We start from the raw sequence: 19,395 nt of genomic DNA on the forward strand, positions 1-19,395 counted from the left end.
TTACGCACCACCCCGTCAGTAGCTGAACAGGAGGGACAGCTGATAGAAACAGAAGCCACTGGAGCACCTCAAAAACACCATCATACACTAAATCAGTAAGTTGGCAGCATCACCAGAGCAGCAGCTCTATGTTCTTAAATGTGGCTCTATTCTATCAAGCTACGGATTTGATCTCCTGCATACAAAAGCAACCGCCGTAGCTGACTGGATGGACGTTGAAGCACCAGTAGCTGCACTGGGTACAGAAGAACATTTTGAACAATGTGCAGAACTCATGCGGCGCGGGCAGGTATATGCTAACGCTTCCCGGAAATGCTGCCCCGGTAATCTTTCCCCCCAACTAATTGGGCTTGAAGGTTGTCGTGTTAGAGTCACTACCGATGACGGTGAGGAACGCTGTTTCTGGGTTGCAAAAACGACCGGATGGATGCCGGGTCACCTCGAAGTTCCACGCTCGAATACGGCTTATGGCCACCCTGCACAAGCGCATTACAAGTCAGTTCAGACTATTCGATAAGTCACCGGTGCTCCGATTTCGACATGATGCATACCAACCAGACTCACTACTGTTGTCATCGACAAGAATGACAACAGTAGTGAGTATCTATGGCTTATCCTCGGAAAACAGCCCATTATTCATGCCTCCCTCTTCCGGTATGGCATAGCTCACATGGCTTCAGATAAAAATCAAACCGATAAACTCGCCCGCGATATTAAAGACAAGGTTCTCGCCAGGCCTGCTGGCTCATCAGGAGAACCAGTGGAGTACCGGAGTGTCCATGAATTTATGACACTAACCCGCACGGGAACCCCTGCTGATGCCCGCCAGTTCCGGCTGGCTGTTAAAGCTGTCAACGCCAAGATTTATGGCCGTTTTTCGCCATTTTTAATGTCCGCTATTTGATCACTTCTGTTGTCCGCTTTCCGCCATTTCATCATCACTGATTGGCGTTGCGTTTTTAGCCAGCACTCCGGCTTTGCGTTTTTCCTTCAACCGGTAACTTTCTCCTTTTATATTCACTGTGGTTGAGTGGTGCAGCAGCCGATCCAGGATCGCCGTTGCCAGCACGTTATCGCCGAACATCTCTCCCCAGTCTGCGAAGCCTTTGTTTGATGTCAGGATTATGCTCGCTTTTTCATACCGGCGATTCAGCAGGCGGAAGAACAGACTGGCTTCCTCTCTGTTCATCGGCAGGTAGCCTATTTCGTCCAGGATTAGCACACGCGCATAGCTCAGCTGTTGTAGCTGACGCTCCAGCCGGTTTTCCAGCTTCGCTTTCATCAGCGTTGCTACCAGTCTGTCGAGTGGCATGAACAACACCCTGTGACCTGCATCCGCCGCTTTCACGCCGAGGGCTACAGCCAGGTGGGTTTTCCCCACTCCGGGAGGACCCAGCAGGATCACGTTCTCACTGCGTTCCACGAACGCCAGACCGGCCAGCTCCCTGACGACCTTACGATCGATGCCTGGCTGGAAGCTGAAGTCGAACTGCTCCAGCGTTTTGACCCACGGCAGACGAGCCTGCTTCAGCCGGGACTCCATACCGCGCTGATGCCTGCCGTTCCATTCCTGCTGCAGCGCCATGTACAGGAACTCCCGATAGTTCAGCTCTTTTTTAGCTGCCTGCTCCAGCAGACTTTCCACGTGATAACTCAGGTGCTCCATTTTCAGGCGACTCAGCAGCGCTTCAAGTTCATGCATCACAGCAGCTCCTCATACGCACTCAGTGGACGATGCTCCACCATGCTGACCTGCTGCCAGAGCGGGGCATGATGTTCCGGCACCGTTTGCCAGCCAGATGATGCTGAACAGAGCCGGTGTGATGCCACCTGCTGCTCATTACTGTAGATCCGCAACTCATCATCCAGCGATATGCGTATCGAGACCGGCTGGCCACACAGCGTTTCGGGAACGCTGTAGCGATTGCCGCCAACCTCGATATAGCTGTCCCAGGAGACATGGCGGATGTCGAAGTAGCTGGTATCGAAGTCCGTATCAGGCAACGGCTGCAGATGTTCCTGCTCGAGCGCGAAGCGCTGTTCCGGGGTCTGTCTGAACTGGCGAAGCTCCCGTTTGTCAGCCACATCAGCCATCCATTGCTCCAGTTGCTGGTTAACATGAGCGAAGCTGTCGAACCTGCGATAGCGGACGAAGAAGTTCTCCTTGAGATATTTCACCATCCGCTCCACCTTACCTTTGGTTCTGGCCCTGCGCGGACGACAGGCACGCGGCAGGAAGTCATAGTGGTCGGCCAGCAACAGGAACCCGGAGTTGAACACCACTTTCCCGTTGTTATTTTTCAGCACCGCCGCTTTCTGGTTATCAACCAGCACGGTTTTCACACTGCCACCAAAGTAGCGGAAGGTGCGAACCAGCGACTCATAGGTGTGTTCCGCATCCTGCTTTGGCGCGGCGAAGACATGGAAGCGACGGGAGAACCCCAGCGTATTAACCGCGAAGTTAACTTTGCATCGCTGCCCGGCGACCTCCACCTCAACTTCGCCCCAGTCGTGCTGCAACTGGTAAGCGGGCTGGGTTTCGAAGCGGACAGTTTTCTTCGACGGACGCATTTTGCGTTTGGGCTGGATGTAATAGCGCAGCATGGAGCGACCACCGGTGTAACCCATCGCTTTGATTTCTGCGAGGATGACCTCGCCATTCCAGACATTTTCGGCCAGACGTGTATCGATATAATCCATAAACGGCTTCAGTTTGGCCATTTTGTGGCGCGTCTTTCTGGCCGGTGGCTCAGGGTATTTAAGATACCGTCTGACGGTGCGTTCAGAGCAACCCACCTGAGTTGCAATATCGATAATGTACGCACCCTGCTTGCGCATTTGTTTTATCATGTAAAAGTCCTCTCTGCTCAGCATGTCGATGTCCTTTCTGGTGTGAGAACCTCAAGGAAACAACATGTTGGGTGGAGCGGACAATTCAAATGGTGAATTACCGTCTTATATCATTGGCGCTAACAAAGCTAAGGGAATAGCTATCTGGCCTGATGATGACCCACGCGTAGGGCAGCAATTTGCACGTGACGGCATTCGCTGGGAAGTTCGTCTGAAGACCTTCCGGCCTGAGAGTCAGGATTCATTTGACGATGACCTGGATGAGAAAGTCTCACCAAAACGCTTTGGATATCGCCGGTACGGTGCGATGTCCCGTCCTGATCAGAAGAAATTCAGCGACAGGGTATACTTCAACTGCATGGAGCGGTGTGTCGTCACCGGTGTGAAGACAAAATGCAGGGGAGAAGCAGCACATCTGATTGAGCATCATAAAGCGGGCTCTGACCACTGGAGTAATGGCCTGTGGCTTCGGGCAGACATACATCGGTTATACGACAACGGCCTGTGTGTGATTAATCCCAGCACCCTGACAATCCATTTCCACCCCACTATCCTGGCTAAGGATGACGATCTCATCGCGTATGAAGCTCGGCCAATATTACCGACAAGAAAACCTGTAAACCCTGCCTGGTTAAAATCCCGGTGGGATGAACTTACCTGGCCGAAGTAAGCATCGTGTCTGACAACGGTAGTGAGGCCTAATCATTACCGTTGTCGTAGCAAACGGGCTTCAATGCTTGGCTCATTATCGTTGTCACCAGTCTGGTCAGCTCATAACTATTGCCATCGGCACTGAGATGCCGTCCTGCGCATCGAACTCACATCCATTGTCACTCGATTTTTGAATCTGCCGGGAGTGTAACCAGTGACAATGGTAATGATCACCTTCACATAATTAACGAACCGTTACTACTGGTAAGAGGGTGCATGGTCGACAACGGTAATGACAATTAAGGAAAGTACCTTTCTGTAATGACAACGGTAGTGACTTAATGGTTAACCCTTGTCTGGTTACCGGCAATCAAGTACAGGAACTATGACAATGGTAGTGAGTCATTACCATTGTTATGGCTCATCATACTATCCCTATATACAGCAAGTAGACGGCGTTGCTCACTACCATCGTCATTGGTTGCATGGGTAGCAGAATGTTAGATGACAACAGTAGTGATTCTGGTGCTTCACCATCCGCCTGGTGACAACGGTAATGAGTGATCGAGATCACTATCGTTGTCGCAGCGTTCGGTATGGCTACAACCGGCAAGTTGTGCCTCGACAATGGTTGTGATCCCGCACTCACTTGATTCGTCATCGCCGGAACGACCCCACTGAAATGTACTTGGAAACGATGACAATGGTAGAGACTTGAAAAAATCACATCCATTGTCATTGACCAATCAGGTTAGCTACGACAGCGGTTGGACTCATTTCCATTGTCACCGACAGGCCATGTATTCATACAACGACAACGACAGGGAGTGACGCGGTCACTACCACGGTCATTCATCCCGCCCCTCAAGTACGAGCAGACAGTACGGCGAGTGAATCCTTACCATAGCTACCTGAAAGGCCTGATTAACCTGGAATGCATATGACAACGGTAATGACCAACAGAACTCATTTCCGTTGTCATTGTGCTGGTGGAGCAGTAAGAACTTGGTCTGAATCATGAATGACAACGGTAGTGAGTATTCTTAGTCAATACAGTGGTCATTCAAATGCGCCGGGAGCAAATGACAGCGGTAGTGAGTCAAATCACTCATTACCGTTGTCATTGTGTCATGGGAATCAGCGATAAATCCGTACTGACGATGCCGACAATGGTAGTGAGCGGTATGAGGTCTTCTCCGAGAAGCTGCTCTGGAGAGTTGTCGATGATGACAACAGCAGTGAGCTGCCAAGACTCATTGCCGATGTCATGGTGTCATGGGTATCAGCGATTTGTCTGTACCGGCGATTCCGACAATGGTAGTGAGCGGTGTAAGACCTTCCCTGAGAAGCTGGTCTGGAGAGATGTCGATGATGACAACAGTAGTGAGCTATCTAGTCTCATTACCATTGTCATGAGTGGTCACCCCGCAATGACAACAGTAGTGACCGCGTCACTCAATACCGTTGTCATTAAGCTAAACAGGATTCTCTGACGATGTGCAGGGAGGGAGGGTTCCAGGCCGTCATCTGACAGCCCGGAGGGAATGCTAGCTGGCGGGATTGTTCTTTTTCTGGCTTCTAAGGCTGCGAATGTAGTGAAGTTCTTCAGCTGTTAAGTCATGGATGGTTAACGTTTCATCCCCATCAATGGGCTCATCTGGTGGGCACAATTCACCTTCCAGTGGCTCACCATTATTTTTACCCGACGTGCCATTGTTCTCCTCATCAGCATCACCCTCGCCATCACCATCAGGTGGTGGTTGGATATTGTTCAGATTCAAATCAGGATCGCGTTTGTGGATCTGGAAATAAACCTTCCCATCTTTTTTTACTTCGGTGTACTGAAGGTAACCAATGGATGCCAGCTCCTCCAATGCCTTACGTACTGTGGCGTTCTGGCTGTTGGCACGGGTCTTAAGATTTAATCGGTTCTTAAGTCTCGTTAAGGAGATCGGGATTGGATTTGGTGGAAGTGACTCAATGAACGTGTAAAGCGCCTGTGCGCTCTCTTTTTTCGCCAGTTCCTTGATAGCCTTCAGCTGCATCAAAACCTTGTGGTCGTACTGATACAACTCGAATATCTTAGGGTCTATCTGTAGCTCTACCTGATCAGAGTCCGGGTCAAGCAAGGCAGACTGCACCAGGTGCGTCGTATACACCTTTGACGAGTGGGTGCTGGTGAAGGACAACATCACGGATGCCAGCCTGCGTAACGACGCGTCGATACGCTTACGGGATGCGGTAGAGGAACGATAATTTTCAGGGTTACAGAGCTTCAGAAACTCAGTAAATTTGAGGCTGATCTTATCGTTATCAATCGGATGGTTAGCTAGCGTTCGGATGATTCCCATCCACGTTTTGAAGTCAACAGACATATCGAGGCGCTGACCCACGATCGAGATATTGGTGAAACCCTCGCTCTCCATCAAAGAAAGTGTCTGTAGTTCTTTCGTGGCATCAAAGCCAACAGTTTTGTATTCACGACTCTGACGGCCAACGCTTTTTGGTGATGGCACAAACAACCCAAGGCGCATGAGCGCGATAGACTGAACCGTCCTGCTGCTATTAGGACGTAAAATAATTTCTTTACCTGTCTCTCTCTCTGTTACAGAGAAAGCCCTGGTAACCATCTGGCCTTGCTGCTCAGAATCTTTCTCATTGGTCATAGTGGTTTATCGACTGTATTAATCAACAGATTATTGAATACTATCGCCCAAAGCCCTCAGTGTCACTTAAGGGATCTCTGCGACGATCTCAGATTGTGCATAAGTCCAGGCTAAAAAAACGCCACGACTAAATATAAAACTCTGAAATTCACATAAAAACAAATACATACGTAGTTTATCAACAAAGGATCAATTCCGGTGAAAAAGATCCTTTAAAAAATCACTACCATTGTCGCCGCAATCACTACCGTTGTCAAAAAACTCACTACTACCGTTAAAAAACTCACTACCAATGTCAAAATAATCACTACCGTTGTCACCGATTGGCTTCCAGGCCTTGTGCCGTCTGGCTTCCGAGCTGCGGGGATCTCTTGTGATCTATGGGAACTCGTAAGGTACTAATTATTGGAACTACCTTGTGGAAAATGGGGATAAATTCTCTCTTCGAGTTAAATCAACATCGAATAGCTAAATTGTCGAAAATATGTACGGGCATGAAAGGAAAATGCGTATAGAAAACAGTGGATAAGATTTTAATAATTTTGTTTCATCATACAGGTGATAGATGGTATCTATATGAATTATAATAGAAATATACTCAAAACTCTTTAAGAGTTATACCTTCAGATCACACAATAAAACTCACTACCATTGTCACAAATACTCACTACTAACGTCGAAATAGTCACTACCAATGTCATTTTAATCATTACCAATGTCAAAAAAGTCATTACCATTGTCATAAAATGCCCTTGAGCCCAGTAACCATGCGGCTTGCAGCGTACAGGGATCTCTTTTGTACTCCGTTGCACCTTTGGGATCTCTTTATTGGAACTGTCCTGTGGAAAAGTATCTTTTTTGCCTTCGTCAGCTACTGACTCGGTGCTTTACTGATTGTGTAAACAAAACGATAAGAGGCACTCACATGTACGCAACTGCAAAAGAAATTATCGCAAAGCTGCAAAAAATGAACCCTGACGAAAAGGTGCTAGTCCGTGTCTGGTACAAGTCTGATGTTCAGGAGTTAGCAATAGACCGAAACATGCCGCAGGTTTCAGCTAGCGAAGCTGAGTCGACCTTAGCGTTGATAGACCGAACTCACGATGGTGATATCGGTATCAACTGGGATGTTGTTCAGAGTGGTATTGAGACAGTTCGTAGTGGCCAAATTTAAGCAACCGAGTAACAAGGACGTGACTCAACTAATCCACATATCCACCGGGTAGATCAACAGATCGATCCAGATTAAGACCAAATAGAACCAAAAAGATCCCCGCTCCCGCAAACCCGCAGCTGGTAAGCTCTGAAGACCTGCCCCGGTGGGGTTGAGAGGGAAAAAAGTGAGCTCTGAAGGGCTGTCGGTGGGGTTAGCCTGGTAGCTGGTGGTGTTCAAAGGGAATAACGGTGGGATTGGAAGGGGAAAGGAACTTAATTATCAACATCTGCTGTGCTAATGAAAACATCAAATAAAAACATAATCATACGTAACAAATCTCAAAAATAGGTGATCGGTATTCATTTTTTGTCCACACTGGCAGCAGATCAAAAATTTGATGTCAACGACATTTATCCGATTCATCTCTGAAATAACGTATTGATTTAGTACAAATAAAAACCAATACCCGATAAATGGGGACTAAATGACCCCTATTTCTCATGATCAATAAAAATCACCGTGATACATTCGCCCGGACTGGGCATTCCAAGATACCCGGAAAATAACAATAAAACTGGGGGATCCACACGATGAACTCGAATGAAGTTCTTCTTTTCAAGGACGCTATTCCCGACTTCAATCAGCCGTCGACTGGAAAGCTGACGGTGACAAAAAATTCATCAGTACAACCTGTATCACTGCTCCGCCTGGGCGTTTTTACTCCCAGTTGCCGAACAGAGGCAACGGTCACGCTAAACGTGACGGAAGCGCTATCCAGTCTGGAAATTGCAAAACAGGAAGGGTACACGGACATAAAGATCACCGGCCCGATGCTGAATTATTTCCAGGACTTCCGGTGCTGGACAGCAATCGTCCATTCCTTCAGCGTATCGCCTGATGCGCTGAAAGGTAACCGGATTAAAATGCCCTTTAGTGAATTTGCCAAACTCTGCGGCTACCCATCAAAACGCTACAGCACGAAACTGCGCAATGAGATAGCCGATTCGTTGACGAAGATTCGCTCAAAAAGCATTCGGTTTGAGAAGAACCCGGGGATCACCAAGTTCAAAGTAGCCGGGTTGCTGAAAGAGGCGGAATTTGATGGTGAAAGTGATTACATCATCCTGGAAGCCGACGAACGACTCTGGGATTTGTACCGTTCAGATCATCTTACTCTGTTGCGGAAGAAACCCCTGGAGCTACTTACCAGGAATGAAACGGCTCAGGCGCTCTATACATTTTTTGAAGCGCTACCTCAACATCCAGCCCCGATCACCTTTGACAGACTTCGACAGCGTTTACTGCTCAATGGGCGCATTGCCGAACAGAACCGGAAAATGCGAACTGCTCTCGATGTGCTTGCCAGCATCGGTTACCTGAAATTTTACTACCTGGTGGACACCAGCGTACCCACCATTCAGATCACGGATCGGAATCCCAAACTAACAGGTTCCTGATGTTTGAAACGTCTTTTTGCCCGGTTCCGGGAATGTGCTGTCTCATTCCCACCGGTCAAAAACACTAAGTTGACGTTTCCCTCTCAAACCCACCCGTGATTTTGTAGTCGCTAAAGGATAAATAGTCCCATTTACATCTGAAAAGCTGATGGGGCGCGTCAGGCCTCTATTGAATACAACTTGTATTACCATGAAAAATAAAGAAAATAACACTCCTCTTTATAATTACTGCTGTTCGCCTAATCCCAAAAAGATACTTTTTTAATCTGCACAGTTTTTATCGCCGGTGGGAACGAGAGGGAAGGGGAAAATATACCCGGTGGGATTGAGAGGGAAGGCCTGTAGAAAACAACCCGACAATCTTTTGTCGGCTGGAATGACCAGGGTAAATTAAGTTCTGGAGGATAGTTATGACTTCGACATTTGGTAAGCAGCTGAAGCTTTATGCAGACCGGCAAACGGGCGCAAAACGTACTGCTCTTGATTTTCAATATGTGGTTTCGCCTGGTAAGGATGCGTTTCCCACGGTGAACATCACTATGGCTCCGATTGCTGATGGCGCAAAAGAAGCCCAATGGGAGCTTAAGCGCGTCATCCAGCTGAATCGCTATGAATTAACTCAATGTTGCGCGGTATTGTTCGGGCTGGAAAAGGAGATGAGGGCAAACTTTCACGGAACCGATAAAAACAAAGGTTTTACGCTCATCAACAATGGTGCATCCGGCTGCGGGATAAACTTTTCTCATGGTGGGGATATGCTGACGCATATGTTGAACCATGCCCAAAGAATGGAAGTAGGGGCATTTATTCTGAAACGGCAGGCGGATGCGTGGGATATGAGTGTCAGTGACGTTCTTGCACTTTTGCGTCAGTCCGTGGCCATCAAACGGGCATAAGATCACGAAGCAGGTTCAAGAACAGGCTTACCGTACAACAATTTTCAAATCCAAACTGACCCTACTTAACTTCAACTGGAAGGCGCTATGACAGAACATCAGCAGAATAGAAATGTTTGTGAAGTCGGGTTAGCCTGTGAAGCCATGACGATTGATCCCAAAACCATTCAGTCAGCAGTAATGCGTAAAGAAGCCACGCAAGTTGTTATTCCTCACTTTAAGGGGGTTTGTCCTGCTTTTGTCGAATGGGCTGAACAATGCTTACCTGGCGATAAACTTCCTCGTGGGAAATTTTTTAGGTCACGAGAATGGATGCGTCAGTTCACCACTTGCCAGATAAACTACAAGACAGATCATCCAGATGAAGGAAAGTATGGATGGCTTTTTGAAGGAACCAAATATTGAAAAGTTAAGGAGATATGATTAATGCTAATTTATGCCGCAGATCTGATTTTACCCTTAAAAATTCTGCTGGTGGTATTTGTCGTGACTATCATAGGCGCTACCATCGGGTTGAAATTTGTACGCTCCGAAAACAAGATCGTTTGCATGTGGCTCGTGCCAATAGGCTGTCTTGGGGGAATTTTTGCATTGATGATGTTTCCATCAATTACCACAAATGATTTGTTGCTCGGCAAGAGATGGTCGGAAGATTGTCGCGTGGTCGAAAAATACGAACGCCACGCTTTTGAAGCACCGACGAACCGGCTGATTTGTTCGGGGGTTGATGAGCATGTTAATTCAGAAAGTTATGCGGTATTAACGAAAGCTTACCGGGAGCGGGGGGGAGAACTTATTTCGGGATCCCATAGTGTTGAAAACTAGCCTTCAAATCTAATGCTACGGAGTTTTCATGAATAATAATCACAATGTTTTTCCTTGCAATGAATTGGGTATGGGTGATTCCAAATCGGAATTGGAAAGACTCCTTGAATTATGTGAATCCACTCCGCAAACAGGCGAGCCTAACCCCCAGATAGCTAATATGCAAGCATTTTGGAATCGATAACTGGTGGCTCATCTCATATCACTGGCTTCAATTTTTGCTCTCATATTCTTAATGGCCGTAAATTTTCCACACTCAACGATGCAGAGATAAAACAGCTAACATCTCTTCGCAATGAGGGGCGAAAAGACGGTTTTGTGGTCAGAATTCAACCTGTTGATGTAACCCCTGAACTTCAGCTTGAAAGGTATCTTGCGTCAAGTTGGGAAAGCGAAATCGAGATTTATAAACGCGTACCGTCGATTGTCGTGATCTGTAAAATCTCAGGTCTGTCTGCATTGGCAGGCTCGGGGAACAAAATGTTTTTAAATATGGATTACTTAAGTTGCGGAACTGAAACTGATGATCAGGATTGCCAGGATTAAGTCACTGATTGGCGGTTGCAACGAGCTTTGGGTTTGTTAGACTGGCCTGACATACCTTCCCCCATCGCGGGGTGCGTTGTCGGAGTATCAAAATATTGTTTTCCCCTATGCGGGGTTTAATTAGTGAGTAGCGACTGCCCGGGTTAGCGCCTGACCCGTGTCAGACTTCTGAAGGATATTTTGATATTAACCGTCCAGCTGGACGGTTTTTTTTCGTCTGTTTTTAATTTGGATAGTGGTATGGGTAGAAAAAAACAATCAAACCGCAGTGTATCAGCGCCAGCTGTTGATGCTGAAAAAGAAATTATCGACCCGAGATGGAACATCTTTTTCTTTGCGGCAATTGACCGACCGTGGGTGCTTAACCCGCATCTTTTTTACGCTGAACAAGCGCAGGAACGTTTGCTGTCGCAGTTCAGTGATGTGGAGATCAGGAGTGAAGCGACAAAGAAAGGCGAGTCATTTATAGAGTCAGCTGGAGACTGGTTCAATCCTGATTACCACGACGAAAGTGACGTATACGAGAATATTGAACAGATTGAAGCTTGCCACTGGGTTGCGTTGCGGGAAATGAAGGTCACGGTCACGCTTTCCCTGACCGCTGGGATGTACCACCAGTTTGACAAGGCATTACGAGATCTGCTTATCCGGGAGGCCAGAAGCTGGCGGTGGCTCGACATGGTTGTGATATCAGATTTGATCTGGAACCTCAGTTTTCCGAGGCTTATGGATTTGATGGAATGGCTGGGTATTGAAGTACGAAACATGCCATGTTTCCCGTTAATCAGTGCATGTCATCAGGTTGTCAACGTTTATAAACATGGAGATGGTGATGCCCACCAGAAACTGGTTAATGCTCACCCGGAGTACTACTCAGTATGGCAATGCGAAGGTTATCCGCAAGAGAGACCAGCTCGCCACGAAGAACTTGAAGTTTCCGAGGAACAGTTTAGAGAATTTGCCGAGGCGATAACGGTGTTCTGGAAGAGTCTGCCGGAAGGACTATCTTATTCGGGGATGGGAAAAGAGCCTAAGTGGTTTGGCAAGGCTTATGAAAAAGTGAAGTGCGACAAAGAAAAACGCGAGCGTAAAGCGGAAGAATAGTGGGGCACTCTAGCCCCACCGAAACAAAAGGAGAGTCAGACAGCCGGTGACGGTTGCCAGCCTGATTGAGTCTGGATCCATTTGCCTACGGAAATCATGTCGTAACCACCGTTCCCGTAGGACGACTTCACTTCTTCTATTTCGACTGGAACCGCCAGCTCGATGGGGCGGAACCAGCCATCATCACCGACTGTATACCGGCCTTCATGTTCCTTGCTCATTTCGCAGACCCGGCTGGGTGGAAGCCAGAAACCTTCATTTGCTCTTTCGGATGCGATACGAATAGCTTCATCCACGGAAGCGACTTCCCGGATGTGTTCGTTATGCGCGTTTGACATTTTGATCAGAAATGACTTCATAGAACCATTTTCCTCAGCTTAGGCCGGTAACGTTAATCGTCGGGGCGGTCGGTAATATTCCGGCGATAGTGTCCTCATATTGTACTCTGGCATGATGCATAACAGAAATTTGAGAGCGCGGGATTGAGAGGCGAAGTAGTTTGATGATAATCGCTGCGGGTGTACTATCAGCCTGATTCCTGGACTGAAGCCGAACGTCCAGCCGTGGTAAAACTGGTGAACGATGTTAACCTGGCATCGAGATATCGAGACCGTAACCATCTGACTGAATAAGGAGCTTTTATGCCGAATGGGAGAGTGATTTTTAACAAAAGAGGCCGATGGGACTGGCTTGATAGCGGTTGTGATATAGATGAGGATGAATTAAAGCAGGAAGAGTGGTTTGTTGGCGATATGTATTATCCGCCAGACTTTGAATACGATACGTCAATGCATGATCACCAGATTACAGAGTGGTTGTCTAAACCTGAAGAGCTGGTGCGGTATGAGCGAGGGCGTTAACTCAATTTGCTTATCTGAACTGGCTACATGATCTTTCAGCGTGGCCATTTCGGTTCTTCACATTTCCCTGACTCCCTCCTGACAGAACCGACTATTTCATCCATGAACCGCAAGAGCGGTAACTAAATGCCATATCGTGTGGCAGAGTGGTTTGCTCCAGTACCCGTCAAAATAGTCCAACATACAAAAACAGGGTAGCCTGCCCCGGGCTTCACCCGGGCCAGGCTACCCGGAGTCGAACCGTTAACCCGGAGTCGTGGGTGAGTAACGTCGAGTGCCCGCCTGAATTCCGTGCGGCCACCAGCATTGGCTTCACCTTTTTCCGACCGACACTTTCGTGCTGGTTTGCGGCCGCATCTTCGCCGGGCCGGAACACCCTGCATTTTGTGCCGGTGGCCATCACCGGTATTAGGATAAAGGGAAGAATATCGGTGATGGATTCCGGGATAATCGCCGGGAAAACCCGGGCAGAATTCACGTAAATCACCCTCTATTAGTCCAACATACAAATAAACTTCCCCTTTCTGCCCCTGCGCTTCGCTTGGGGCAGAAAGGGGAGCCGTACCTGAAACCTCCGTGTCGTTTTCAGGATCGGGCCCGTGCCCGGGGTAACCATTCTGCCCGGGCCCACCATTTTAAAAAGAAACCGCCGTGCCCGGTCTGGCCATTTCCCCCGCCTGCGGCAACCGGGCCGTGCCGGTCTTTCCGTCCGGTTCCTGCAAACCCCACATAGGGACTCCGGTCGCTGGATGAGCCATGCGAGAAAATATGAGAAAAAGAGAGAAAAAAGAGAAAAAAAAGAGGGGCCGGGGGCGCGAGGGTTTCAGTGGGTATAAAGGTCAAGGGCGCTTTGCAGGGTGGACGCGGGGGTGTTGACCCTGATCGCATTTGTATGTTGGACTAATTTTGCATATATGAAGACAAGAAAAGACGCGCTGCCGACAGAGCAGGTATACTCTCGCCATCAAATGTGCGGCCAGCGGCGGGGGATAGGTAACGACCGCAGGCCTCCGCGACCGGTATCAATGATGATGATGCCCTGCCAGGTAAAGAGTAGTGACGACGAAAGTGAAGGTGAAGAAAACCCGGGCCGAACGTAAGCAGCATAGCCGGGACATGCAGGCCAAACATGAAGCGGAAAAAAAGGCCGCTAACCTGCGTAATATTCTAAAGAGAGACATTCTGGCCACGCTGGGTATCCCTAAAAATCACGGTGGGCGGGCAGCTCTTTCTACATTCATCACCGAGCACTTACTGAAGGGGTCCGCTTGGAAAACGGAAATTATCCTACGTTAAGCCTGTTTTTTGAGCTGGCATGACGGGCAGCTATGAGCGAAGAGCGGAAGTTCTCAGTTGTTCTCAAACGTGGTGGAGAAATTGCTAACCTTACTGCGTATTAATCAACGAGGGGCTGGCAAACCACTTAATGCATTATGAAAATCACAAGCACTCACTTAATATCATCGCGAAAAAATACAAACGACTTAAATTTTTAATTTAGCTCATGATTCTTATTTTTTATGAGTTGGCTTATGAAATGTAAAAATAGATTATCGCTCTATAGAATAGTACATATTTAACTACATATAAAATTCCATGCAAGATTAATCTATATAGGGGGCTTTGTTTCATAACAAGAACTGAAACTAATTGCATGGCAATAATGATTTTAATTCCTATTTACTGAATGGCAATATCATGAGATGAGCTAATACCTGCTGTAATTTTCAAAATTAAGGTTATGCTAATAATTCTTATGTATGATTCATGGTATCGATAAAATTGCTAAGGAATTATTAATGAAATTGCGACTTTGGAATCTATTACCCCATGATTACGCTCCTTTTTTTCGCGCCCTTCACATTGTTGTGGCATTTTTAATATTGTTACAAATCATTAACTCCAATCTAACGGAGACCGAAGCAATTGGTGAACATAGCCTTGAAGGGATTATAACCTGGATGCACATTATTTCAGGGTTAGGACTGATTATTTGTGGTTTCATAATGTTAAGCTGGATGCTAACTCAAAGAGGTTTTACTTATTACTTTTCATGGGCTGGGCTTGATTTTAGTGGCATTAAACAAGATATAAAAACGCTAACTAGTTTTCGCCTGCCCGATGCTCATTCGGGAGGGATTGCCAGTACAATCCAAGGACTTGGAGTTTTAGCGTTACTAATTGTAGCACTTTCAGGTGGCCTATGGTTCCTGTTGAATACCATGCAGTCAAATCTGGCTGCAATAATAATCCACTGGCATAAGTTCTTTACTACTTTCATTGAGATCTATTTTTATGCACATGGCGCAATGGGAGTTTTGCATATTTTAATTGAAAAATACAAAAGTCGCTCAGTTAACCTAAATGACTAATCTGTAGTGAGGCAATTTTTCTTCAAGTTATAAAAAATCGAAAAATAAAATTTAATGTACTAGAGGATAAAAAGCACTTGTAGAGACTTTTTTTAAAGAAATTTATAAAAACGAAAAAACATTCAAGATGTAATGCTTATTTAAACATCTAGTATGGTTCAAAATGTGAGTTAACCACCCTATTTTAGGAAGTTAATAATGAATAAAACTAAAGGGGCGCCTCGTCCGCTTGCGCACTACGCTTGGCTTTCCATTGCCACGGCTATTGCCACTATCGGACTCAAAGGTGTTGCGTGGAAAATGACCGGCTCGGTCGGTCTGCTATCCGATGCCATCGAATCCGTAGTTAACCTCGCAGGTGCCATAATGGCGCTCTGGATGCTGACTTTGGCTGCGATTCCGGCCGATGAGAACCATGCATATGGGCACGGCAAAGCCGAATATTTCTCGAGTGCTTTCGAAGGATTTCTGATCCTATTGGCGTCGGCCAGTATCGGCTATACCGCAGTTGAGCGGATATTAACTCCGCAGCCGCTTGAGGAGATTGGTCTCGGACTACTGGTTTCTACAGGCGCATCCGTTCTTAATTTTGTGACGGCACGGATCTTGTTAAGGGCGGGTAAGCAGCACAATTCGATCACTCTAGAGGCAGATGCTCATCACCTGCTGACCGATGTTTGGACGTCGGTCGGTGTCATTTTTGGTGTTGGACTGGTTTATCTGACCGGCTGGTTCTGGGTCGATCCGGTCGTTGCATTGCTGGTCGCAGCTAACATCGTGTGGACTGGTTATCAGCTTATTAGTCGTTCAGCTGCAGGTCTGATGGACGTCTCGCTCCCCGCCGAAGAACTCAAAAAAATCGAGTCGCTGCTGGCGAGATATCGTGAACATGGGCTTGATTTCCATGCATTGCGCACACGCCAGGCTGGGGGGCGGGCATTTATGACAATGCACATCCTAGTTCCTGGGCTATGGACTGTTCAATATGGGCACGACTGGGCCGAGCGTATAGAGAATGATATTCGCACAGCACTGCCTTTTATCCATATCACCACTCATGTGGAACCGTTGGAAGATCCCGCTTCAATGAGCGACCAAACACTCGACTGATCAGCTTCCTATTTATTAATACACAGGAATGTTAGCAATGTCCGCTTTTGGCACATAGCAGACCGTCCAACTGGGAACTCAGGATCATTGCTGTCCTGTCTTTACCCTGAGTATGGTTTGCCTGGTGGTATTAAATTCCCGCGCGATGGCGCTGATACTGATTCCGGCGTTAATACGCGCAATCACCGTAGTTTTCTGTTCTTCATTCAGTACTGAAGGACGTCCAAACCGCTTTCCGGCTGCTTTTGCCCGCGCAATACCAGAATGTGTACGCTCTAGCAGCAAATCCCGCTCAAATTCAGCCACCGCTGAAATCACTTGCATGGTCATCTTTCCGGCAGGGCTGGTCAGGTCCACACCACCCAGTGCCAGGCAATGCACCCGGATATCAGACGAAGCCAGTTGCTCAACAGTTTTTCTGGCACTGTTGCAAAGTTAGCGATGAGGCAGCCTTTTGTCTTATTCAAAGGCCTTACATTTCAAAAACTCTGCTTACCAGGCGCATTTCGCCCAGGGGATCACCATAATAAAATGCTGAGACCTGGCCTTTGCGTAGTGCACGCATCACCTCAATACCTTTGATGGTGGCGTAAGCCGTCTTCATGGATTTAAATCCCAGCGTGGCGCCGATTATCCGTTTCAGTTTGCCATGATCGCATTCAATCACGTTGTTCCGGTACTTAATCTGTCGGTGTTCAACGTCAGACGGGCACCGGCCTTCGCGTTTGAGCAGAGCAAGCGCGCGACCATAGGCGGGCGCTTTATCCGTGTTGATGAATCGCGGGATCTGCCACTTCTTCACGTTGTTGAGGATTTTACCCAGAAACCGGTATGCAGCTTTGCTGTTACGACGGGAGGAGAGATAAAAATCGACAGTGCGGCCCCGGCTGTCGACGGCCCGGTACAGATACGCCCAGCGGCCATTGACCTTCACGTAGGTTTCATCCATGTGCCACGGGCAAAGATCGGAAGGGTTACGCCAGTACCAGCGCAGCCGTTTTTCCATTTCAGGCGCATAACGCTGAACCCAGCGGTAAATCGTGGAGTGATCGACATTCACTCCGCGTTCAGCCAGCATCTCCTGCAGCTCACGGTAACTGATGCCGTATTTGCAGTACCAGCGTACGGCCCACAGAATGATGTCACGCTGAAAATGCCGGCCTTTGAATGGGTTCATGTGCAGCTCCATCAGCAAAAGGGGATGATAAGTTTATCACCACCGACTATTTGCAACAGTGCCCACCTGAGCGCCCGACAGCTTAGCCGTCTGTTTCGCCAGGAAACGGGAAAGTCACCGGCTAAAGCCATTGAAGGGCTTCGGCTGGAGGCTGCCAGGCTGATGATTGAACAAAGCCACCTGTCTCTGGATTCTATCGCCCGTGAATCAGGCTTTCGTGACGGACGCCATATGCGGGAAGTGTTTATCCGTGGTTACGGCATTCCGCCGCAGTCGTTACGCAGTGGGCGATAAACCCTGATACCCGCATTTTCACCCGAAAAGTGAAGGTATTAGCACAAAAAAAGGATTTTCAACCGCCGCCACGGGTGTATGCTTATGCCATCGCTTAACTCATCAAAAGGAATATGAAAATGCATGACGCTGTGACTATTGTGGCCACCATTACCGCGCATTCAGGCTCGCGTGAGAAAGTCCTTCAGGCGCTGAAGACGGTAGAGCGTGACGTCCAGGGCGAACCGGGCTGCGAGCTGTATCAACTGCATCTGAACCGCGAGAACGATCACCAGTTCGTGATGATTGAGCGCTGGCAGTCCGCGAAGATGCTGGAGCAACACGCTCAGGCTGCCCCTTTCGGCGCGCTGGTTCGCGCAATTGAAGGTATTGCGGATCTACAGGTCACAACCTTGACCACCTCCGTCTGACGAACGACCGGCTCGCTGGTTATCCGGCGAGTCGACGACCTGCCCGTGGCAATTGCCGATGGCTGAGAGCACAAAGGTGCGACGGTCGATAAACGAAAGCTCAGCGCGCGGAGCGAGGGATAAAACTCTCCGCCTTTTCCTGTAAGAACTCGTAGAACTCACTGGCACACTGTGAAAGCTGCCGCTCTTTATCCGTCACCAGATAGATGCCGCGCTGTAATGACAGATCGCGAAACGGCACAATGGCGATGTTCTTATGCTGAAACTGGAACAGCGTCAGGCCGGTCACGATGCTGACCCCATAGTTAGCCGCGATCAGCCCCATCATGGTCGTCAGCTGTCGTACCTCAAGGACATAGTTAAAGCTGTGCGGCGCCATCAGCTGATCGGTGTACTGGCGGATGCTGGTTCCCTGAGAGAAGCCAACAAACGCCTGCTGCGCCACTTCGGCAACGTCGACGCTCTCGCGCTGCGCCAGCGGGTGACTGCGATGGCAGATCAGAAAAAATTCATCGGCAAACAGCATTCGCGAACTGAAGGTGCCAGGAGAGGGCTGACCCGCGGTTAATGCGAGGTCTGCGCGGCCGTCGAGAATCGCCTTCAGGCAGCGATCCCACTGCGTATCCAGCAGCTCAACCTTGATGTCAGGATGCGCACGATGGTGCTCCGCCAGCACCTGTGGCAACCACTCCACCGCCATCGAGGGCAACACCGCCAGCACAATTTTGCCTTTGTAACCGGTGGCATAGGATGCGATCTCAACGACAGCGTCATCATGTGACTGAATCAATCGGCGAGCAATATCAATAAAGTGAATGCCATTGCCGTTTAACTGCACCTTGCGCGTATCGCGATCGAACAGTCGATATCCCACTTCTTCTTCCAGCGCCGCGATCAGGGAGCTAAGGAAGGTGCGAACAAGTTCCTGATATGAGATCATCATATTCATCCGGAGCGCATCCCAGAGGGACATCATGAGCCATCAACTCACCTTCGCCGATAGTGAATTCAGCACTAAGCG

Annotated in this window: 22 protein-coding genes and 2 pseudogenes; 16 read left to right on the top strand and 8 right to left on the bottom strand. The window is 48.3% G+C overall.

The features are described 5' to 3' along the window. A partial coding sequence (locus tag FHD02_RS24920) for an IS1 family transposase (RefSeq protein ID WP_097491765.1) occupies nucleotides 1-59 on the bottom strand: 59 nt, incomplete at its 3' end. Nucleotides 60-670: 611 nt separating this feature from the next. Here FHD02_RS24920 and FHD02_RS23410 point away from each other — a divergent pair. After that, entirely contained in the window at nucleotides 671-904 is a 234-nt protein-coding gene (locus FHD02_RS23410; protein WP_255597495.1) for a hypothetical protein, read from the top strand. Here FHD02_RS23410 and istB read toward each other — a convergent pair whose 3' ends face one another. After that, nucleotides 905-1,702, bottom strand: a complete 798-nt coding sequence (gene istB, locus FHD02_RS23415) for an IS21-like element helper ATPase IstB (protein ID WP_048213831.1) — start codon at nucleotides 1,700-1,702, stop codon at nucleotides 905-907. After that, nucleotides 1,702-2,874 carry an IS21 family transposase gene (gene istA / locus FHD02_RS23420; protein ID WP_048213832.1) on the bottom strand — a complete coding sequence of 391 codons (1,173 nt, stop codon included), beginning with the start codon at nucleotides 2,872-2,874 and terminating at the stop codon, nucleotides 1,702-1,704. Before istA ends, istB begins: the two co-directional genes overlap by 1 nt. Nucleotides 2,875-2,914: 40 nt before the next feature. Between istA and FHD02_RS23425 the strand changes: the two genes are divergently transcribed. After that, nucleotides 2,915-3,520 carry an HNH endonuclease signature motif containing protein gene (locus tag FHD02_RS23425; RefSeq protein WP_220394360.1) on the top strand — a complete coding sequence of 202 codons (606 nt, stop codon included), beginning with the start codon at nucleotides 2,915-2,917 and terminating at the stop codon, nucleotides 3,518-3,520. A gap of 1,528 nt (nucleotides 3,521-5,048) precedes the next feature. On the opposite strand, the gene FHD02_RS23430 is transcribed toward FHD02_RS23425, so the two are convergent. Next, entirely contained in the window at nucleotides 5,049-6,167 is a 1,119-nt protein-coding gene (locus FHD02_RS23430) for a RepB family plasmid replication initiator protein (protein ID WP_016241547.1), read from the bottom strand. A 925-nt stretch (nucleotides 6,168-7,092) separates the two neighbouring features. Here FHD02_RS23430 and FHD02_RS23435 point away from each other — a divergent pair. The 7 genes from FHD02_RS23435 to FHD02_RS23465 all read left to right on the top strand — a co-directional run bounded on the left by FHD02_RS23435 (nucleotide 7,093) and on the right by FHD02_RS23465 (nucleotide 12,151). Further along, on the top strand, nucleotides 7,093-7,341 hold the full coding sequence (locus tag FHD02_RS23435) for a hypothetical protein (protein WP_016241546.1): 249 nt from the start codon (nucleotides 7,093-7,095) through the stop codon (nucleotides 7,339-7,341). Between the two features lie 572 nt (nucleotides 7,342-7,913). Next, nucleotides 7,914-8,780, top strand: coding sequence for a RepB family plasmid replication initiator protein (locus FHD02_RS23440; protein ID WP_008786567.1), 867 nt, complete (start codon nucleotides 7,914-7,916; stop codon nucleotides 8,778-8,780). Nucleotides 8,781-9,190: 410 nt separating this feature from the next. After that, entirely contained in the window at nucleotides 9,191-9,676 is a 486-nt protein-coding gene (locus FHD02_RS23445; protein ID WP_007372340.1) for a hypothetical protein, read from the top strand. Nucleotides 9,677-9,763: 87 nt separating this feature from the next. Beyond that, entirely contained in the window at nucleotides 9,764-10,081 is a 318-nt protein-coding gene (locus tag FHD02_RS23450) for a hypothetical protein (protein ID WP_009651680.1), read from the top strand. Between the two features lie 21 nt (nucleotides 10,082-10,102). Beyond that, complete coding sequence (locus FHD02_RS23455; protein WP_016241545.1) at nucleotides 10,103-10,501, top strand: hypothetical protein; 399 nt, start codon at nucleotides 10,103-10,105, stop codon at nucleotides 10,499-10,501. 171 nt (nucleotides 10,502-10,672) lie between these two features. Then, nucleotides 10,673-11,047, top strand: a complete 375-nt coding sequence (locus tag FHD02_RS24590) for a hypothetical protein (RefSeq protein ID WP_223226822.1) — start codon at nucleotides 10,673-10,675, stop codon at nucleotides 11,045-11,047. Nucleotides 11,048-11,287: 240 nt separating this feature from the next. Further along, nucleotides 11,288-12,151: a hypothetical protein gene (locus FHD02_RS23465; protein WP_016241543.1), complete on the top strand. Its 864-nt coding sequence runs from the start codon at nucleotides 11,288-11,290 to the stop codon at nucleotides 12,149-12,151. Between the two features lie 35 nt (nucleotides 12,152-12,186). On the opposite strand, the gene FHD02_RS23470 is transcribed toward FHD02_RS23465, so the two are convergent. Next, a complete protein-coding gene (locus FHD02_RS23470; protein ID WP_007372343.1) occupies nucleotides 12,187-12,510 on the bottom strand; it encodes a hypothetical protein in 324 nt (107 codons plus the stop codon). Between the two features lie 282 nt (nucleotides 12,511-12,792). Here FHD02_RS23470 and FHD02_RS23475 point away from each other — a divergent pair, with 282 nt between their 5' ends. The 5 genes from FHD02_RS23475 to FHD02_RS23495 all read left to right on the top strand — a co-directional run bounded on the left by FHD02_RS23475 (nucleotide 12,793) and on the right by FHD02_RS23495 (nucleotide 16,493). Beyond that, nucleotides 12,793-13,011, top strand: a complete 219-nt coding sequence (locus FHD02_RS23475; RefSeq protein WP_007372345.1) for a hypothetical protein — start codon at nucleotides 12,793-12,795, stop codon at nucleotides 13,009-13,011. 260 nt (nucleotides 13,012-13,271) lie between these two features. Then, nucleotides 13,272-13,493 carry a hypothetical protein gene (locus FHD02_RS23480; protein ID WP_007372346.1) on the top strand — a complete coding sequence of 74 codons (222 nt, stop codon included), beginning with the start codon at nucleotides 13,272-13,274 and terminating at the stop codon, nucleotides 13,491-13,493. A 574-nt stretch (nucleotides 13,494-14,067) separates the two neighbouring features. Then, complete coding sequence (locus FHD02_RS23485; protein ID WP_255597496.1) at nucleotides 14,068-14,307, top strand: hypothetical protein; 240 nt, start codon at nucleotides 14,068-14,070, stop codon at nucleotides 14,305-14,307. Between the two features lie 503 nt (nucleotides 14,308-14,810). Further along, nucleotides 14,811-15,383: a cytochrome b/b6 domain-containing protein gene (locus FHD02_RS23490; protein ID WP_206865175.1), complete on the top strand. Its 573-nt coding sequence runs from the start codon at nucleotides 14,811-14,813 to the stop codon at nucleotides 15,381-15,383. A gap of 198 nt (nucleotides 15,384-15,581) precedes the next feature. Further along, complete coding sequence (locus FHD02_RS23495; RefSeq protein WP_206865174.1) at nucleotides 15,582-16,493, top strand: cation diffusion facilitator family transporter; 912 nt, start codon at nucleotides 15,582-15,584, stop codon at nucleotides 16,491-16,493. 84 nt (nucleotides 16,494-16,577) lie between these two features. Here the strand turns inward: FHD02_RS23495 and FHD02_RS23500 are convergent. Both FHD02_RS23500 and FHD02_RS23505 read right to left on the bottom strand, forming a co-directional pair. Then, nucleotides 16,578-16,913: pseudogene (locus FHD02_RS23500) on the bottom strand (helix-turn-helix domain-containing protein); the annotation flags it as partial. Nucleotides 16,914-16,965: 52 nt separating this feature from the next. Continuing rightward, complete coding sequence (locus FHD02_RS23505) at nucleotides 16,966-17,670, bottom strand: IS6-like element IS26 family transposase (RefSeq protein ID WP_059328522.1); 705 nt, start codon at nucleotides 17,668-17,670, stop codon at nucleotides 16,966-16,968. 63 nt (nucleotides 17,671-17,733) lie between these two features. Here FHD02_RS23505 and FHD02_RS23510 point away from each other — a divergent pair. Then, nucleotides 17,734-17,964, top strand: a pseudogene (locus FHD02_RS23510) (helix-turn-helix domain-containing protein); the annotation flags it as partial. Between the two features lie 119 nt (nucleotides 17,965-18,083). Next, on the top strand, nucleotides 18,084-18,374 hold the full coding sequence (locus FHD02_RS23515) for a putative quinol monooxygenase (RefSeq protein ID WP_016241603.1): 291 nt from the start codon (nucleotides 18,084-18,086) through the stop codon (nucleotides 18,372-18,374). A gap of 100 nt (nucleotides 18,375-18,474) precedes the next feature. Here FHD02_RS23515 and FHD02_RS23520 read toward each other — a convergent pair whose 3' ends face one another. Continuing rightward, the gene (locus FHD02_RS23520) at nucleotides 18,475-19,317 is read right to left on the bottom strand and encodes a LysR family transcriptional regulator (protein WP_214600678.1); all 843 of its coding nucleotides are present in this window, start codon (nucleotides 19,315-19,317) and stop codon (nucleotides 18,475-18,477) included. Nucleotides 19,318-19,395: the final 78 nt, after the last annotated feature.

The organism is Citrobacter sp. EC_71, from assembly GCF_019584005.1.
GTDB lineage: Bacteria > Pseudomonadota > Gammaproteobacteria > Enterobacterales > Enterobacteriaceae > Citrobacter > Citrobacter werkmanii.

Bases quoted from the DNA above. Each gene is read 5' to 3' on its own strand.
- FHD02_RS23410 (WP_255597495.1), top strand. From the start codon at position 671: ATGGCTTCAGATAAAAATCAAACCGATAAACTCGCCCGCGATATTAAA.
- istB (WP_048213831.1), bottom strand. From the start codon at position 1,702: ATGCATGAACTTGAAGCGCTGCTGAGTCGCCTGAAAATGGAGCACCTG.
- istA (WP_048213832.1), bottom strand. From the start codon at position 2,874: ATGCTGAGCAGAGAGGACTTTTACATGATAAAACAAATGCGCAAGCAG.
- FHD02_RS23425 (WP_220394360.1), top strand. From the start codon at position 2,915: ATGTTGGGTGGAGCGGACAATTCAAATGGTGAATTACCGTCTTATATC.
- FHD02_RS23430 (WP_016241547.1), bottom strand. From the start codon at position 6,167: ATGACCAATGAGAAAGATTCTGAGCAGCAAGGCCAGATGGTTACCAGG.
- FHD02_RS23435 (WP_016241546.1), top strand. From the start codon at position 7,093: ATGTACGCAACTGCAAAAGAAATTATCGCAAAGCTGCAAAAAATGAAC.
- FHD02_RS23440 (WP_008786567.1), top strand. From the start codon at position 7,914: ATGAACTCGAATGAAGTTCTTCTTTTCAAGGACGCTATTCCCGACTTC.
- FHD02_RS23445 (WP_007372340.1), top strand. From the start codon at position 9,191: ATGACTTCGACATTTGGTAAGCAGCTGAAGCTTTATGCAGACCGGCAA.
- FHD02_RS23450 (WP_009651680.1), top strand. From the start codon at position 9,764: ATGACAGAACATCAGCAGAATAGAAATGTTTGTGAAGTCGGGTTAGCC.
- FHD02_RS23455 (WP_016241545.1), top strand. From the start codon at position 10,103: ATGCTAATTTATGCCGCAGATCTGATTTTACCCTTAAAAATTCTGCTG.
- FHD02_RS23465 (WP_016241543.1), top strand. From the start codon at position 11,288: ATGGGTAGAAAAAAACAATCAAACCGCAGTGTATCAGCGCCAGCTGTT.
- FHD02_RS23470 (WP_007372343.1), bottom strand. From the start codon at position 12,510: ATGAAGTCATTTCTGATCAAAATGTCAAACGCGCATAACGAACACATC.
- FHD02_RS23475 (WP_007372345.1), top strand. From the start codon at position 12,793: ATGCCGAATGGGAGAGTGATTTTTAACAAAAGAGGCCGATGGGACTGG.
- FHD02_RS23490 (WP_206865175.1), top strand. From the start codon at position 14,811: ATGAAATTGCGACTTTGGAATCTATTACCCCATGATTACGCTCCTTTT.
- FHD02_RS23495 (WP_206865174.1), top strand. From the start codon at position 15,582: ATGAATAAAACTAAAGGGGCGCCTCGTCCGCTTGCGCACTACGCTTGG.
- FHD02_RS23505 (WP_059328522.1), bottom strand. From the start codon at position 17,670: ATGAACCCATTCAAAGGCCGGCATTTTCAGCGTGACATCATTCTGTGG.
- FHD02_RS23515 (WP_016241603.1), top strand. From the start codon at position 18,084: ATGCATGACGCTGTGACTATTGTGGCCACCATTACCGCGCATTCAGGC.
- FHD02_RS23520 (WP_214600678.1), bottom strand. From the start codon at position 19,317: ATGATGATCTCATATCAGGAACTTGTTCGCACCTTCCTTAGCTCCCTG.